Below are 16,185 nucleotides of genomic sequence, written 5' to 3'. Positions count from 1 at the left end.
CCCGGCCGGCTGCGGCGGAGGATGTGCCTGAAGTCCGGACCCTGCCGAAAGGCAGGGCCCGTTGCGGGTGCCAGGGTGTCGTTCAGCCCCCGGGCGTGTAGCGCAGCGTCAGGTACCAGCTCCGCCCCGGCTGGTTGAAGTAGTAGACGGTCTCATAGTGCCGGTCGAAGGCGTTGGCCAGCCGCGCCTCCAGCTGCCAGCCGGTGGCGACGGCGACGCTGGCGCGCAGGTCGGTGGTCGCATAGCCGCCCAGCCGGTGCTGGTTGGCCAGGTCGTCGTAGCGTGCGCCGGCGACAAGTACGGTGGCGCCCACGCCGAACGCCCCGAAACGACGGTCCAGCTCCACCCGCGCGGTGCGCTCGGGACGGCGCGGCAGCAGGTGGCCATCGTTGGCGCCGCCGTCGCGGTTCTCCGGGCGCTGCAGCGTCAGGTAGCCCTCCACCCGCCAGCCCGCCAGCCCGGTACCGGCCTGGGCCTCCAGCCCGCGGATGCGTGCGCGGCTGATGTTGCGCGGAAAGTAGTTGGCGTCGAGCGAGATCAACTGGTCGATGGTGGTCCGGTAGGCGTTGAGCGCCCAGTGCCAGCCAGCCTGCTGCTGCGCCAGGCCGAGCTCGGCACTGCGCGAGGTCTCCGGCTTGAGATCCGGGTTGCCGCTGCCGTAGGGGTAGTACAGATCGTTGAAGGTCGGCGCGTGGAAGGCGCTGCCCCAGCTGGCCGACAACTTGAGGCCGTGGTCGAAGCCGTAGCCCCAGGCCGCCGCCCCGGTGGTGTGGCCGCCGAACTGCTGGTTGTCGTCATGGCGCAACGACAGCTGCACTTCGTGGCGACCGAAACCGGCCTGGTACTGCGCGTAGCCGCCGGTATCCCTGCGGCTGTCGTCCAGGTAGCCGGTATCGCTGGACAGGTGCTCGCGCTGCCAGTCGATGCCGAGCGTGAGCAGCTGGTCGCCGGCCAGGCTCAGGTCGTTCTGCCAGGAGGCCTGGTCGCGCCGCGAGTTGCCGTAGCCCACGAATACGCCGTCGTTGTCGGTGCGCTGCTCGTCCAGGCTCTGCCCCGCGGCCAGGGTGACCTTCCAGGGCGCAAGCGGGTCGAAGCCCAGCCGCACACCGGCGACCTGCTGCCGGTTGTGGTGCTGGTTGCCGTAGGGGGCGCCGTCGAACTCCACGCGGCTGTCGCTGCGCAGCCAGGTGGCGGCCAGCTCCGTGCCGTCGCCCCAGCGGTAGCCGGCGTTGGCCAGCGCGTTGCGGTTGCGGTAGGCATCGGCGTCCGGCTCGTCGGTGAAGCAGCCGGCGAAGGCGGTGGCCGCGCCGACACGGCAGGCGTTGATGCCGCGGGTGTACTGGCCACCGAGGCTCAGGTTGTACCAGGCGTGCGTGTCGCCGCCGGCCAGGCCGACCTGGCCATCGGCGTACCCGCGGCTGCCGGTGCCCAGCCGCAGCGAGGGCGCCAGTCCGCCGTTGCGCGGCCCATGCCGGGTGAAGATCTGGATGACGCCGCCGATCGCATCGGCGCCGTAAAGGCTCGAGCGCGGTCCGCGCACCACCTCGATCCGCTCGACCTGGTCCAGCGGCAGCTGGTCGAACGCCGGAATGCCCGCGCTCACCGTGCCCACGCGCACGCCGTCGATCAGCAACAGCGTGTGCGAGGAGTTGGTGCCGCGCAGGAACAGCGAACTCTGCTGGCCCAGCCCGCCGGACTGGGCGAACGTCACCCCGGGCAGGCCCTGGAGCAGGTCGATCAGCGACACCGGCTGCAGCCGGTCGATGTCCTCGCGGGTGAGCACGGTGACGGAGGAGAGCGCATCGTCCACCGTGATTGCGGTGCGCGTGGCGGTGACGATCACCGGCGGGAGCGCGGCCGGCTTGGTGGCATCGGCCGCGAGGGCGGCGAACGAACTGCCGCACAGGGTGGCGGCAAGCAGGGTCTTCTTCATTGGGGTCCTTCGCCGCGCACCCGCGCACGGCCCATGGCTGGATGGGCTGGAGGCATGCGAATGACGGCGAAGCGGCCCCGGGGCAGGCGGCACGATCTTCCGGCCCGCCCTCCGCAGGTCACCAGACAATGGTCCAGGCCGGTCTCCGGGCTCGTGAGTGCCGCGTCATGCGCGACCGCCGGACGGCGCCTTCCCGTGCACGAGGCACAGTGGCGTAAGGCCGCCGGCTTGTCTCACCTACCGTTGCGGGGGCAGCGCCGGCCTGGCCGCACTGGGCGGGTCACCGGCTTCCCGTTTCATCCCCGCGTCGCCGCGGGGAAACCTTGGATTGCGATCAACTTAGCACACGGCACGCCGGTGCGCTCCGCCGGGCACGCGGGCGAGCGGAATGCGACCGGCGACACGCGCGGAGCGTGTCGGCCGTCATGCCGGACGCAAGAGGCAACTGCTAAGAAATTGTTGACAAGCCGCCGAGCCCGCCGATAGGTTTGGGTTGATTGCCTAGTTTATTAAGCAGGTGGGGGCCTGCCGGCGATCACTCGGAGACGAGAGGGCGTCTCGCCTGCCTACGCGGGGTGAACGTAACTTCTTGCGCTGGTTGCTCGTCTCCGGCTTGGAGGGCTGCGGAGCATTTCCGTCGGCCTGGTTTGGTCCGTTCGGACCTATCTGGGGAGATCCAATCAGCATGACATCTACGCACAAGCTGCGCCTGAAGCGTTCGGCGCTTGCCATGGCAATGGGACTTTGCATCTCGGGCGGCGCCATTGCCCAGAGCACCATGGGCTCGGTATTCGGCACCGTCGATTCCGGTGCCTCCGTACAGGTACAGAACCTCAGCAACGGCGCAACCCGCGCCACGGTCGCCGATGACAGCGGGCGGTTCGCGTTCGGCAACCTGGTCCCGGGCACGTACCGGGTCACCGTCACCGAGAATGGCGCCTCCAACGCGCGCGACCTGACCGTGGTCGCCGGCCAGGGCTCGAACTTCAACCTGGTGTCGGCCGCCGGCCGCAACGCCCAGAGCCTGGGCACCATCCAGGTCACCGCGAACACGCTGCCGGCGATCGACATCAGTTCGGTCGAGGCGACCACCGTGTTCACCGCCGAGCAGCTCAAGCGGCTGCCGGTGGCACGCAACGAAACCGCGGTCGCCCTGCTGGCCCCCGGCGTGAGCTCGGCGGACCAGAGCCTGGGCAACATCGCCGTGTTCAATGGCGCCTCCGCGGCCGAGAACAGCTATTACGTCAACGGCTTCCCGGTCACCAACCAGTTCCAGAGCCTGACCTACTCCGAGGTGCCGTTCGAGGCGGTGGACCAGGAAGAAGTCAAGAGCGGCGGCTACGGTGCGAAGTACGGCTACGCCACCGGCGGCGTGATCTCGGTGGTGACCAAGCGCGGTACCAACGAGTGGAAGGGCGGTGCGCGCGTGGACTGGGTCCCGAACGCCCTGCGCGGGCATGACCCGGCCGTCTATCTCAACAGCGGCGTCCTGCAGTACGGCAACGACCAGTACGACAAAACGCAGAAGACCTATGCCGGATGGTTCGGCGGCCCGCTGATCAAGGATCGCCTGTTCATCTACGGCCTGTACCAGGAGACCCGGACCGACACCCAGTCCTACGGCACCTGGGTGCCGGGCGGCGAGTCGGTCTCCGCCAAGGCCAACACCCGCAACTACAAGAACCCCTACTGGCTGGTGAAGCTGGACTGGAACATCAACGACAGCAACATCCTCGAGTACACCGGCTTCAACGACACCGAAAACCAGAAGGAGAACATCTACTACGCCTCCTTCGGCGACTTCGATGGCCAGCGCGGCGACTACCAGGGCTCGGTCTACTCCAAGAGCGGCGGCCAGACCCACATCCTGAAGTACACCGGCTACCTGACCGACGACTTCACCCTCAGCGCCCAGTACGGGCGCCTGAAGTACTCGCGCGACCAGTTCGCCATCCGCAGCGACGGTGCCTACTTCCAGTACGACGGCAACCCGCTCAACCTCGACCAGCCCGGCTGCCCGGACATCGTCGACGCCCGCACCCCCGCCCTGAACGGCGAGGTCGCCCCGCTGTCCGGCTGCTCCTTCGCGGGCGGCCTGGACAAGCGTGGCGGCGGCGACGAGCGCAAGGAGGGCCGCGTCGACCTGGAATGGGTGCTGGGCGACCACGACCTCGCCGCAGGCTACGTCGACGACCGGTGGACCTCCGATACCGGCTCGCAGGGTTACGAGGGCGGCGTGCTGTGGGAGTACGTGGGCGATACCACCAACCCGGCCGATGGCTACGTGATCGGCTACTACTTCAACACCGGCGCACAGGTGGATGTCCGCCAGAAGTCCTATTACCTGCAGGACACCTGGCACATCAGCAACAACTTCCTCGCCTACCTGGGCGTGCGCAACGACTCGTTCAAGAACCTCAACGGCGACGGCGAACCGTTCGTCAAGCAGAACAACATCTGGCAGCCCCGCGTCGGCTTCTCGTGGGACGTGAACGGCGATTCCTCGTTCAAGGTCTACGGCTCGGCCGGGCTCTACTCGCTGCCGATCGCCGCCACGGTGGCGCTGCGCGGCGCCTCCGCCTCGCTCTACCGCTACGACGTCTACAGCTACACCGGCGTGCGTGATGACGGTACGGACGCACCGGTCCTCGACCAGTTGCTGCTGTCGGGCGTCGTCAACGGCGAAAGCGGCCTGACCCCGCCGGCCGGCGCCGTCGCCGACAAGAGCCTCTCGCCGATCAAGCAGCAGGAATTCATCCTGGGCGTGGACAAGAAGCTGTCGGAAAACTGGACCGCCGGCGTGCGCTACATCCACCGCGACCTGAAGAACACGATCGACGATTTCTGCAACTGGACCCCGTTCTACAACTATGCGGTCGCCCATGGCCTGGACGGCGCCGATCCGAGCGCGCCGCCGGAGACCATGCCGGGCTGCTGGATCGTCAACCCGGGTCATGCCGCCGACTTCTCGATCGACGTCAACGGCGACGGCACGCTGGACGAGGTGCACCTGTCCAAGGAGGAACTCGGCCTGCCCGAGGCCAAGCGCAAGTATGACGGCGTCGAGTTCAGCCTGGAGAAGCAGTGGGCCGATCACTGGTACTTCAAGGCCTCCTACGTGTGGGCACACAACCATGGCAACACCGAGGGCCTGGTCAAGTCCGACTTCAACAACGCCCAGTCCGACACGGGCGTGACGCAGGACTTCGACTTCCCCGAGCTGATGATCGGCGCCAACGGCAACCTGCCGAACGACCGCCGGCACACCTTCAAGGTGTACGGCGCGTGGGAACCGGCGAGCGAATGGACGCTCAGCGGCAACCTGCTGGTGCAGAGCGGCCGCCCGGAGAACTGCCTGGGCGTCAACCCCGCGGCCTATTCACAGCAGGGTGGCGTGTCGTCCTACCTGGGCGGCAGCAGCTTCTTCGCCTGCAATGGCCAGGTGGTGCCGCGTGGCTCGGTGGGCAACGAGCCGTGGCTGTGGAACCTGGACATCGGCGCGCAGTACCGGCCGGACTGGATGAAGGGGCTCACCTTCGGTCTGGACATCATGAACGTGTTCAACCGCCACACGGTGGTCAAGCGCGACGAGCGCGGCGAGTACGCCCGCAAGGTCGGCCAGGGCGTCCCCGGCGCCAACTACGATCCGAACGATCCGAACCAGCAGTACGTGAAGTTCACCCGCTACGGCAGCACCTTCGGCATCCCGAGGGATTTCCAGCCGCCGCGCTACGTGCGCATCACGGCGGAGTACGACTTCTCGCTCTGACGGGAGGCGTGATCCGACCTGGCAACCGGGGGTCCGGCCGCTTGGGCCGGGCCCCCGGAAAGTCGGGACGAGGCCGCCGCGAGGCGGCCTCTTTTTTTCGATGGCTCTCGCTCAGCGCCTGTCAGGCGCCCCCGGGATCGCCCGTGCCGGCGAGCGCTTCGCGCAAGGGTTCCAGTTGCGCCGCGTAGCGCTTCCAGTCCTCCAGCCCACGCGCGTGGATCGGCTCACGCACCTGGGCGCTGCTCAGCGTCGAGACCGGCTGGTCGTTGCGCGAGGTGTCGATGCAGCGCGCTTCGAAGGGCAGCCCGCAGAACGCGAGGATGCGGCGCACGGTCACCTCCGGTTGCCGCACCAGCGCGGTGTAGGAAACGTCGAGCACGGCGCCCGGACAGGCGGCGTGCCAATGGTCCATCAGGCGCTGGTAATGATGGTGGTAATCGGCCAGCCCCGGCAGGTCATAGCTGTAGGCGCACGCGTCGTTGAACATGGCCTTGTAGTTCGAAAAGCAGGCCTCGACCGGCTCCCTCTTCATGTGCAGGATCGGCGCATGCGGCAGGGCGCGACGGATGAGGCCGACAAGCTGGAAATTGACCGGCATCTTGTCCACGTAATACGCCCTGCCCTGGGCACGCCATTGCGTCTGCTGCAGGTAGCGCCGGCCCAGCTCGGCAAAGTCGATTTCCGTGCAGCGCCCGAGTACGCCCGGGTCGATCGTGCGGTGGCCATGCCGGTTGGTCATCCAGCGCAGCTGCCGGTAGAAGTCGGTGAGCTCGCCGGCGGGGTGGATGCTGGAGTGGTTGCCCAGCACCCGCTCCAGCAGCGTGGTCCCCGAGCGCGGCAGGCCCACGATGAAGATCGGCGTCGGGCCGGGCGGCGGCGGGCGATCGGCGCCGCCCGCTTCGCCCAGCGGCAGCGCCACGATGGCATCCGTCAAGGCCGCCTCGTAGCGCGGATTGTAGGGGTTGCGCGTGCGCATGATGCCGTTGGCGCGATGCAGCGCGCGCCAGGCTTCGTCGTATTCGCCCAGGTCTTCCAGCTCCTTGTACAGGGCGAACTCGAACGAGGCATGCCGGACGCTACCCGGCTCCACCGAGCGCAGGGCCAGGCGGATCGCCTCCAGGTGCTGGGTCGCCGGGGTGACCCGCTGCGTGCGCGCCCACTGGAGCATGGCCCTGCCGTCGGACGGATCCTTCGCCAGGCAGGTCAGGAAGTGATCGGCGGCCTGTTCCGGCCGACCGTTGAAATCGCAGAGCAGCCCCAGGTAGTAATGCAAGTCGGCGCTGTCCACACCGGCCGCATGGGCGCGCTCCATCAGTTCGAGCGCGGGGGCCGACTCGCCCAGCATCTGTCGCACGTAGCCGAGGTTGGCCAGCGCCGGTCCCGAACGGGTCGCCGCGACTGTCGGATGGTCGAAACAGGCGCGGGCCGCGACCGATTCGCCGGCGAGGAACAGATAACGGGCCAGCTTGGCGATCAGCGCCGGCTCGTCAGGCAGCGCCGGTACGGCCTCGAGCAACTGCGCCGTCGCGGCCCGCAGGTCACCGAGGTCGAGCAGCACACCGGACAGCAGCACCCGTGCCTCGACATCGCGTGGCTGCAGCGCGAGGTGGGCTTCCAGCACCACGCGCGCCTGCGCCGGTTGTTTTTCGGCGATCAGCCGCTGGGCCTGCCTGCAGGGCGACGGGGCGGGCGAAACGCTGGCGTCGGAATTCATCCGGAGATTGTAGAGCCCTTGCGCAGGCTGCCGCCGCAGTCACTCAGTCGGTGTGCAATTCCGCCACGAAGTCGTAGATGTCGCCGCGGTACCAGGAACTGGTGAACTCCACCACGCGGCCATCGTCGAGAAAGCTGCGCCGCTCGATGCTCAGGCCGGCGCTGCCGGTGGCCACGTGCAGCAGCCGGGCGTGCTGGGCGCTCAGCGAGACCGCGCGCAGTCGCTGCAGCGCGCGGCGGGGCCGGGCATGGCGTTGCTCCAGCGCCTCGTAGAGCGAATCGCGCACCAGCATCGGGTCGGGCAGCACGCTGGCCGGGACCACGCTGCGCTCGATCGCCAGCGGCTCGTCGCCGGCATAGCGCACGCGGTGCAGGCGCACCACCGCCGCGCCGGGCGAGAGGTTCATCGCCATCGCCTCCTCCGGCGTGACCTCGCCGATGCCGCGTTCGAAGAACTCCGAGCGCGGGTTCAGGCCGCGCGCGCGCAGGTCTTCGGTGAAGCTGGTCAGCCGCGACATCGGCTTGACGATGCGCTCGGCGACGAAGGTGCCGGCGCCGTGGCGCTGGGTCAGCAGGCCTTCCTCGACCAGGCCGGCGATCGCCTTGCGCACGGTCACGCGCGAGAGCCCCAGCGCCTGCGAAAGGTCGCGTTCGCTGGGCAGCGCCTGGCCCGGCTCGATGTCGCGATGCTCGACCACGGTGCGGATGGCCCGGCGCAGCCTGAGATAGGCCAGGGGCTGGCGCGTATCGGGGCTTTCGCAGAGGCGGCGGTATTCGGTGGCGAGCGCGGTCTCCATGCCGAAACCATACCAATCTCACACCATTTGCGGCAAGCCGCCATGAAAACGTATGCATAGCCTCCACGCCATGCTGCGTAATCTGGTATTTCACTGGTACCATCCCCGGCGCCTAGGCGGGATGGCCCATTCCGTCTGCCCAACACGCAATCGAGGTGAACCGTGACGGCTTCCCCCCCGCCCGTCGACCCGTTCGACCTGGTGATTTTCGGCGGCACCGGCGACCTGGCCCTGCGCAAGCTGCTGCCGGCGCTGTTCCACCGGTTCGTCGACGGCCAGGTGCCCCCCGCCAGCCGGATCATCGGCGTGGCGCGCGAAGGTCTGGACGATGCCGGCTACCGTGGCCTGGTGCGCGATGTGCTGGCCGACGGCGGCGCCGCGGCCGACCGCATCGAGGAGTTCCTGCCGCAGCTCTACTATCTGCCGCTGGATGCGCGCAAGGACGAGGGCTGGGACGCCTTCGCCGCGCTGGTGAACGAGCAGCCCGGGCACATCCGCGTGTTCTACCTCTCCACCTCGCCGGAGTTGTTCGTCGACATCTGCGACCGGCTGGGTGCCAATGGCCTGAACGGCCCGAACTCGCGCGTGGTGCTGGAGAAGCCGATCGGCCGCGACCTGGCCAGCGCCATGTGCATCATCGAGGCGGTCGGGCGCGTGTTCTCCGAGGCGCAGACCTTCCGCATCGACCACTACCTCGGCAAGGAGACGGTGCAGAACCTGCTCGCGCTGCGCTTCGGCAACGCGCTGTTCGAGCCGCTGTGGAACGCCGGCCACATCGACCACGTGCAGATCACCGTGGCCGAGACGCTGGGCCTGGGCCGGCGCGCCGGCTACTACGACCGCGCCGGCGCGCTGCGCGACATGGTGCAGACTCACATGCTGCAGCTGCTGTGCATGGTGGCGATGGAGCCGCCGGCCTCGCTTTCGCCCGACGCGGTGCGCGACGAGAAGCTCAAGGTGCTGCATGCCCTGAAGCCGATCGACATGCGCAACGCCACGCAGCTGACCGTGCGCGGCCAGTACAAGGCCGGCGCGATCGACGGCGAGCGCGTGCCGGGCTACCTGGAGGAACTGGACGACGGCCAGTCCGGCACCGAGACGTTTGTCGCGCTGAAGGCGGAGATCGCCAACTGGCGCTGGGCGGGCGTGCCGTTCTACCTGCGCACCGGCAAGCGCCTGGCCACGCGCCTGTCCGAGATCGTGGTGGCGTTCAAGTCGGTACCGCATTCGATCTTCGACGCCTCCGCCGGTCCGCTGGCGCAGAACCGGCTGGTGCTGCGGCTGCAGCCGGACGAGGGCGTCAAGCTGTGGCTGACCATCAAGCATCCGGGCCCGGGTGGCCTGCGCCTGCGCCACGTGCCGCTGGACATGAGCTTCGTCGAGGCCTTCGGCGTGCAGCAGCCGGACGCCTACGAACGGCTGCTGCTGGACGTGGTGCGCGGCAATCCCACGCTGTTCATGCGTCGCGACGAGGTCGAAGCGGCCTGGCGCTGGATCGACCCGATCCTGGCCGCCTGGGGTGGCGTCGGCGAGCCGCCACGGCCGTATGCGGCCGGCAGTTGGGGACCGAGTGCGGCGGTGGCGCTGATCGAGCGCGATGGGCGTACCTGGAACGAGGACAGCGAGTAATCGCTTCACCCGACGCCGGCAACGTGCTGCCGACACTGTCGAACCTTCCACCGCCAGCGTGCCCATGACCACTTCGCTCAACGTGACCACCCACAGCTTCACCGACTGCCAGGCCCTCGCCAGCGCCCTCGCCGAGCGCGTCGCCGACCGCCTGCGCGCGGGTCTGCTCGAGCGCGACTTCGCGCTGCTGGCGGTGTCCGGCGGGCGCACGCCGGTGCGCTTTTTCGAACTGCTGTCGCAGGCGGTGCTGGACTGGTCCCGGGTGCAGGTGACGCTGGTCGACGAGCGCTGGGTGGACGAGGGCGACCCGCGCTCCAATGCACGCCTGGTGCGCGCGCACCTGCTGCAGCACAACGCCGCCGCCGCCCAATTCGTGCCGCTGTACACCGGTGCCGCCACGCCGGAAGAGGGCCAGGCCGAAGCCGGTCGGCGCATCCATGCGCTGCCGCTGCCGTTCGAAGCGGTCGTGCTGGGCATGGGCCAGGACGGCCATACGGCCTCGTTCTTCCCCGGTGGCGACCAGCTGGCCGCGGCGCTGGATCCGAACCAGCCGAGCGGCGTGCTGCCGATGCGCGCGCCCGCTGCCGGCGAGCCGCGCATCACCCTGACCCTGCCCACCCTGCTCCAGGCCCGCCACCTGTTCCTGCACATCGAGGGCGAGGCCAAGCGCGAGGTGCTGGCGCAGGCCCGGCTGGGCCTGGGCGAGGCCGCCCACTATCCGGTGCGTGCGGTGCTGGTGCGCTCACCGGTGCCGGTGGCCGTGTACTGGTGTCCCTGATCGATCGTCATCGCCGGCACGTCCGTCCGGCCCGTCCGTTGGAGTGATCTGCAAATGAGTCCGCTGCATCCCGTCGTCGCCGAAGTCACCGCGCGCCTGATCGAGCGCAGCCGCGAAACCCGCGCGGCCTACCTCGCGCGCATCGAGGCGGCCGCGGGCGGCGACGGCCCGCACCGCGCGCAGCTGTCCTGCGGCAACCTCGCCCACGGTTTCGCCGGCTGCAGCGCGCCGGACAAGGCCGCGCTGCGCGAGGGGCGCGCGCCGAACCTGGGCATCGTCACCGCCTACAACGACATGCTCTCGGCACATCGGCCCTACGAGCGCTACCCGGCGCTGATCCGCGAGCTCGCCCACCAGTTCGGTGCCACCGCCCAGGTCGCCGGCGGCGTGCCGGCGATGTGCGACGGCGTCACCCAGGGGCGCGCCGGCATGGAGCTGTCGCTGTTCTCGCGCGACGTGATCGCCATGGCCACCGCCGTGGCGCTGTCGCACGACATGTTCGACGGCGCGTTGTACCTGGGCATCTGCGACAAGATCGTGCCGGGCCTGTTGATCGGTGCGCTCGGCTTCGGCCACCTGCCGGGCGCCTTCGTGCCGTCCGGGCCGATGCCCAGCGGCATCCCGAACGAACAGAAATCCAAGGTGCGCCAGGCCTACGCCGAGGGCAAGGCCACGCGCGAGGAGCTGCTGGAAGCCGAGGCGGCGTCCTATCACAGCCCCGGCACCTGCACCTTCTACGGCACCGCCAACTCCAACCAGATGCTGATGGAGATCATGGGCCTGCAGTTGCCCGGCTCCAGCTTCGTCGCGCCGGACACGCCGCTGCGGGACGCATTGACCCGCGCGGCCGTGCAGGCGGTAGTGGCCCACGCGGATCCGGCCTCGCGCCTGCCACTGGGGCACATCGTCGACGAGCGCGCGATCGTCAACGGCGTGGTCGGCCTGCATGCCACCGGCGGCTCGACCAACCACCTGCTGCACCTGGTCGCGATGGCGCGTGCCGCCGGCATCCAGCTCAGCTGGGACGACTTCGACGCGCTCTCCCCGGTCGTGCCGCTGCTGGCCCGCGTGTATCCCAACGGCTACGCCGACGTGAACCAGTTCCACGAGGCCGGCGGCATGGCGTTCCTGATCGATCAGCTGCTCGACGCCGGCCTGCTGCATGCCGACGTGCGGACCCTGGCCGGCAAGGGCCTGGCCGCCTACACCTTCGTGCCGGAGCTCGACGGGGACGGCCGGCTGGCCTGGCGCCCGGTCGCCAAGGAAAGCGGCAACCGCGGCGTGCTGCGCGGCGCCGGCGAGCCGTTCCGCCCCGACGGTGGCCTGCGCCTGCTCAAGGGCAACCTGGGGCGGGCGGTGATCAAGATTTCGGCGGTGCCCGAGGATCGCCTGCTGATCGAGGCGCCAGCCATCGTGTTCGATGACCAGGATGCGGTCGGCGCCGCCTTCGCACGCGGCGAGCTCAACCGGGATTTCGTGGCGGTGGTGCGCTTCCAGGGACCGCAGGCCATCGGCATGCCGGAACTGCACAAGCTCACGCCGACGCTGGCGCTGCTGCAGGACCGCGGCCACCGCATCGCACTGGTGACCGACGGCCGCATGTCCGGAGCATCCGGCCGCGTGCCGGCGGCGATCCACGTGACGCCCGAAGCGGCCGCCGGCGGTCCGCTGGCGCGCGTGCGCGACGGCGACATGATCCGCCTGGACTGCACCGGCGGCCGCCTGGAGCTGCTGGTGGATGCCGCCGAGCTGGCCACGCGCGAGCCTGCTGCCGGCAGCCAGGGCTCCCATCAGGCCGGCACCGGCCGCGAGCTCTTCGAGATGTTCCGTCGCAACGCCATGAACGCCGACCTCGGCGCCGGAGTGCTCTGATGAACCTGATGGACCGGCAGCAGCAGATCGAACGCATCATGCGCCTCGCCCCGGTGATTCCGGTGGTGGTGATCGAGGACGCCAGCGCCGCCGTGCCGATGGCGCGCGCCCTGGTCGCCGGCGGCGTGCCGGCGATCGAAGTGACCCTGCGCACCGCCGCCGCACTCGAGGCCGTGCGGGCGATCGCCGCCGAGGTCGAGGGCGCGGTGGTCGGGGTCGGCACGGTGCTGGCCGAAGCCGACCTGCGTGCGGCCTACGAGGCGGGCGCCCGCTTCGCCGTATCGCCCGGTGCCACGTCGCGGCTGCTGGATGCCGCCGAGGACATGCCCCTGCCCCTGCTGCCTGGCGCGGCCACCGCCAGCGAGGCGATGCTGCTGCTCGAGCGTGGTTACCGCCACCTGAAGTTCTTCCCGGCCGTGCCGGCGGGCGGCGCCAGGTTGCTGGCGGCCTGGGCCGGGCCGTTGCCGCAACTGCGTTTCTGCCCCACCGGCGGCATAAGTGCCGCCAGTGCGGGCGAATTCCTGGCCCTGCCCAACGTGCTGTGCGTGGGTGGCTCCTGGCTTACGCCGGCGGACAAGCTGGCCGCCGGCGACTGGGCCGGGATCGAAGCACTGGCTTGCGCCGCGGCAAGCCTCCGGCCCTAGTCGCGGCGCCCGCGGCGGTTCAGCGCGCCTCGGCGGGCAGGCCGTCCAGCTGCGCCACCAGCGCGGCGTGGGCCGTCCCGTCCACCGGCTTGTGCGTGATCTTCGACGTGGCCGGATAACGCGCCAGGGAGTGCCCGTTCTTCCAGTCGCGGGCCGGCCGCACCGGTCGCGGCGTGAAGCCGCCGCCGCAGTTGGGGCACACGCCCTGCAGCACGCGCTCGACGCACTCGTGGCAGAAGGTGCATTCGAACGAGCAGATGCGTGCCTCGGTCGAGGCGGGCGGCAGTGACTTGTTGCAGTGTTCGCAGGTCGGGCGCAGCTCGAGCATGGGAGGCTCCGGTCAAAGAGGCACATGATGCGCCCAGCCGTGCCACCTTGGCGCCCTCTCCCGCGGGGAGGCCCCGCCGGCTGTCCCGCGCATGCGTTTATCCTTCGGGTTTTGCCCCTCGGATACCCACCATGCACTTCCTCCTGGCGGCCGCGCTGTGCAGCGTGCTGGTCTCGGTGCTGCTCAAGCTCGCGCGCCGGCTGGCGGTCGACGTGGGGCAGGCGATCGCCTGGAACTACGTGGTCGCGGCCACGGCCAGTGCGTTGGCATTCGCACCGCCGCTGCCGGCGATGCAGGCCGCCCTCGCCGTGTGGCCGGCGTTGCTCGGCCTGGGCCTGCTGCTGCCGACCATCTTCCTGGCGCTGGCCAGCTCGGTCCGCCACGCCGGCATCGTGCGCTCGGAGGTGGCCCAGCGGCTGTCGCTGCTCATCTCGCTGACGGCCGCGTTCGTACTGTTCGGCGAGCCGCTCGGCGCCACCAAGGGATGGGGCATGGTGGCCGGCTTCGTGGCGCTGGGTGCCCTCGTGTGGCGCCCACCCGGCGGTTCCGGCGAAACGTCCGCCGGTGCCGCGCGCTGGACCTACCCGCTGCTGGTGTTCCTGGGCTTCGGCCTGATCGACGTGCTGTTCAAGCGCGTGGCCCAGGCCGGCGTGCCGCTGGGTGCCGCGCTGCTGGCCATGTTCATGCTGGCGCTGCTGGTGTCGTTGGCCCTGCAGGGCTGGCGGCTGGCGCGCGGGACGGTGCGGCCCGGTGGCCGCAGTGCCGCCGCCGGGCTGCTGCTCGGCCTGCTCAATTTCGGCAACATCCTGTTCTACCTGCGTGCGCACCAGGCGTTGCCAGGGCGGCCGGCGCTGGTGTTTGCCGGCATGAACCTGGGCGTGGTCGCGCTCGGCGCGGTGGCGGGCCTGGCGGTATTCCGCGAGCGGCTTTCGCGGATCAACCTCGTCGGGCTGGCCCTGAGCGTCCTGGCGGTGGTCCTGCTCGCGCGGGGATGAGTGTGACTTCTGGGGGGTATGAACGGGCGGTCGGGCACGCCTATGCTCGAGGCTTTCCGTGTGTTACGTGAGGTCGTTCCATGCGCAAGCTCCCCCTCGTCGCGGCATTGACCGCATTGCTCATCGCCCCCGGCGCGTTCGCCGCCGACAAGGACAAGGCCTCCGGCGAGGCCGGACCCGATGCCGCGCTGGCGCAGCCCCACAGTTCCGAGACCACCGGGTCGGTCAGCGTCGAGGGCAAGCGCATCGACTACAAGGCGGTGGCCGGGACCCTGGTGCTGCACGAGCACGGCGACCCGAGCGACGAGCCGACGGTGAGCATGTTCTACACCGCCTACTTCAAGCAGGGCGCGGAGGCGGGGCATCGCCCGATCACCTTCATCTACAACGGCGGTCCCGGTTCGGCCACGGTATGGCTGCACATGGGCGCGTTCGGGCCCAAGCGCGTGGTCACCAGCGACGACAGCCACACGCCGGCGGCGCCCTACGGGCTGGTCAACAACGACTACAGCCTGCTCGATGCCTCCGACCTGGTGTTCATCGATGCGCCCGGCGCGGGCTTCTCGCGGCTGGTGGCCGGCGACAAGGACAAGTCCAAGCGCGACGAGCAGATGAAGGCGCGCAAGAAGGCCACCTACGGCGTCGACGGCGACGGCCATGCCTTTGCCCAGTTCGTCACTCAGTTCCTGTCCAAGTACGGTCGCTGGAACTCGCCCAAGTACCTGTTCGGCGAGAGCTACGGCACCACCCGCTCGGCGGTGCTGGCCAACATCCTGGAGAACGAGGACAGCGTCGACCTCAACGGCGTGGTGCTGCTCTCGCAGATCCTCTCCTTCGACACCAGCATCGACGGTCCCGAGTTCAACCCGGGCGTGGACCTGCCCTACGCGCTGGCGCTGCCGACCTTCGCCGCCACCGCGTACTACCACCACAAGCTGCCGCAGGCGCCGGCACAGCTGGAGCCGTTCCTGCACGAGGTGGAGCAGTACGCGCTGGGTGACTACGCCAGCGCGCTGATGCAGGGCTCGCACCTGGATCCGGCGCGCAAGCGCGCCGTGGCCGAGAAGCTCCACCAGTACACCGGCCTGCCGGTCGACTACCTGGTCAAGGCCAACCTGCGCGTGACCGGCGGCATGTTCGAGCACGAACTGCAGTTCGACAACGGCCTCGCCACCGGCCGCCTGGACAGCCGCTTCTCCGGCCCCGCGCTCGACCCGCTGGGCAAGGATTCGGAGTACGACCCGCAGTCCTCGGCGATCAGCTCGGCGTACGTTTCGGCGTTCAACGACTACGTGCGCCGTCAGCTCAAGTTCGGCCAGAACATGCAGTACCGCCTGTTCGCCGACATCGACCACTGGGACTTCTCGCACAAGGCGCCGGGTGTGCACGGCGGCGCGCTGCAGCAGTCGACCAACGTGATGCCGGACCTGGCGGTCGCGATGAAGACCAATCCGGATCTCAAGGTGTTCCTCAACGGCGGCTACTACGACCTGGCCACGCCCTATTTCGCGGCGCAGTACGAGATGAGCCATCTGCCGATCCCGGACGCACTGCAGAAGAACATCTCCTACGCCTGGTACCCGTCGGGTCACATGGTCTATGCGCACGAGGCGTCGCTGAAGCTGCTGCACGACAACGTGGCGCGCTTCATCGAGCAGACCGACAACGTGAAGTAAGGGTCGTCCCTCTCCCCGGAGAGGGCGCCCACGAGGACGGCAGGTCCCGGC

11 protein-coding genes and 1 riboswitch are annotated in these 16,185 nt (G+C 69.5%); of the genes, 7 read left to right on the top strand and 4 right to left on the bottom strand.

Features of this window, described 5'->3' with window-relative positions; translation table 11 throughout:
• Nucleotides 1-82: 82 nt before the first annotated feature.
• Complete coding sequence (btuB, locus tag VFH59_RS14325) at nucleotides 83-1,933, bottom strand: TonB-dependent vitamin B12 receptor (RefSeq protein ID WP_325165584.1); 1,851 nt, start codon at nucleotides 1,931-1,933, stop codon at nucleotides 83-85.
• A 119-nt stretch (nucleotides 1,934-2,052) separates the two neighbouring features.
• A riboswitch (cobalamin riboswitch) is annotated at nucleotides 2,053-2,275 on the bottom strand.
• Between the two features lie 343 nt (nucleotides 2,276-2,618).
• On the opposite strand from btuB, the gene VFH59_RS14320 reads away from it, so the two are divergent.
• Nucleotides 2,619-5,702, top strand: coding sequence for a TonB-dependent receptor (locus VFH59_RS14320; RefSeq protein WP_325165583.1), 3,084 nt, complete (start codon nucleotides 2,619-2,621; stop codon nucleotides 5,700-5,702).
• Nucleotides 5,703-5,823: 121 nt separating this feature from the next.
• Here VFH59_RS14320 and VFH59_RS14315 read toward each other — a convergent pair whose 3' ends face one another.
• Nucleotides 5,824-7,416: a tetratricopeptide repeat-containing sulfotransferase family protein gene (locus tag VFH59_RS14315; protein ID WP_325165582.1), complete on the bottom strand. Its 1,593-nt coding sequence runs from the start codon at nucleotides 7,414-7,416 to the stop codon at nucleotides 5,824-5,826.
• 43 nt (nucleotides 7,417-7,459) lie between these two features.
• A complete protein-coding gene (locus VFH59_RS14310; protein WP_325165581.1) occupies nucleotides 7,460-8,212 on the bottom strand; it encodes a GntR family transcriptional regulator in 753 nt (250 codons plus the stop codon).
• Nucleotides 8,213-8,374: 162 nt separating this feature from the next.
• Here VFH59_RS14310 and zwf point away from each other — a divergent pair, with 162 nt between their 5' ends.
• The 4 genes from zwf to eda all read left to right on the top strand — a co-directional run bounded on the left by zwf (nucleotide 8,375) and on the right by eda (nucleotide 13,135).
• On the top strand, nucleotides 8,375-9,841 hold the full coding sequence (zwf, locus tag VFH59_RS14305; protein WP_325165580.1) for a glucose-6-phosphate dehydrogenase: 1,467 nt from the start codon (nucleotides 8,375-8,377) through the stop codon (nucleotides 9,839-9,841).
• A gap of 64 nt (nucleotides 9,842-9,905) precedes the next feature.
• Nucleotides 9,906-10,619 carry a 6-phosphogluconolactonase gene (pgl, locus tag VFH59_RS14300; protein ID WP_325165579.1) on the top strand — a complete coding sequence of 238 codons (714 nt, stop codon included), beginning with the start codon at nucleotides 9,906-9,908 and terminating at the stop codon, nucleotides 10,617-10,619.
• Between the two features lie 54 nt (nucleotides 10,620-10,673).
• The gene (gene edd, locus VFH59_RS14295) at nucleotides 10,674-12,491 is read left to right on the top strand and encodes a phosphogluconate dehydratase (protein WP_325165578.1); all 1,818 of its coding nucleotides are present in this window, start codon (nucleotides 10,674-10,676) and stop codon (nucleotides 12,489-12,491) included.
• On the top strand, nucleotides 12,491-13,135 hold the full coding sequence (gene eda, locus VFH59_RS14290) for a bifunctional 4-hydroxy-2-oxoglutarate aldolase/2-dehydro-3-deoxy-phosphogluconate aldolase (RefSeq protein WP_325165577.1): 645 nt from the start codon (nucleotides 12,491-12,493) through the stop codon (nucleotides 13,133-13,135). Before edd ends, eda begins: the two co-directional genes overlap by 1 nt.
• 19 nt (nucleotides 13,136-13,154) lie before the next feature.
• Here the strand turns inward: eda and VFH59_RS14285 are convergent, their stop codons facing one another.
• Nucleotides 13,155-13,463, bottom strand: coding sequence for a DUF1272 domain-containing protein (locus tag VFH59_RS14285; protein ID WP_325165576.1), 309 nt, complete (start codon nucleotides 13,461-13,463; stop codon nucleotides 13,155-13,157).
• A gap of 131 nt (nucleotides 13,464-13,594) precedes the next feature.
• On the opposite strand from VFH59_RS14285, the gene VFH59_RS14280 reads away from it, so the two are divergent.
• Together VFH59_RS14280 and VFH59_RS14275 are read left to right on the top strand one after the other, a co-directional pair.
• Nucleotides 13,595-14,458 carry an EamA/RhaT family transporter gene (locus VFH59_RS14280; protein ID WP_325165575.1) on the top strand — a complete coding sequence of 288 codons (864 nt, stop codon included), beginning with the start codon at nucleotides 13,595-13,597 and terminating at the stop codon, nucleotides 14,456-14,458.
• Nucleotides 14,459-14,538: 80 nt separating this feature from the next.
• Nucleotides 14,539-16,134: a S10 family peptidase gene (locus tag VFH59_RS14275; protein ID WP_325165574.1), complete on the top strand. Its 1,596-nt coding sequence runs from the start codon at nucleotides 14,539-14,541 to the stop codon at nucleotides 16,132-16,134.
• Nucleotides 16,135-16,185 lie beyond the last annotated feature (51 nt).

Source organism: Frateuria sp. (genome assembly GCF_035695185.1).
Classification (GTDB): domain Bacteria; phylum Pseudomonadota; class Gammaproteobacteria; order Xanthomonadales; family Rhodanobacteraceae; genus Frateuria_A.
This window is presented reverse-complemented; position numbering and strand designations above follow the sequence as displayed.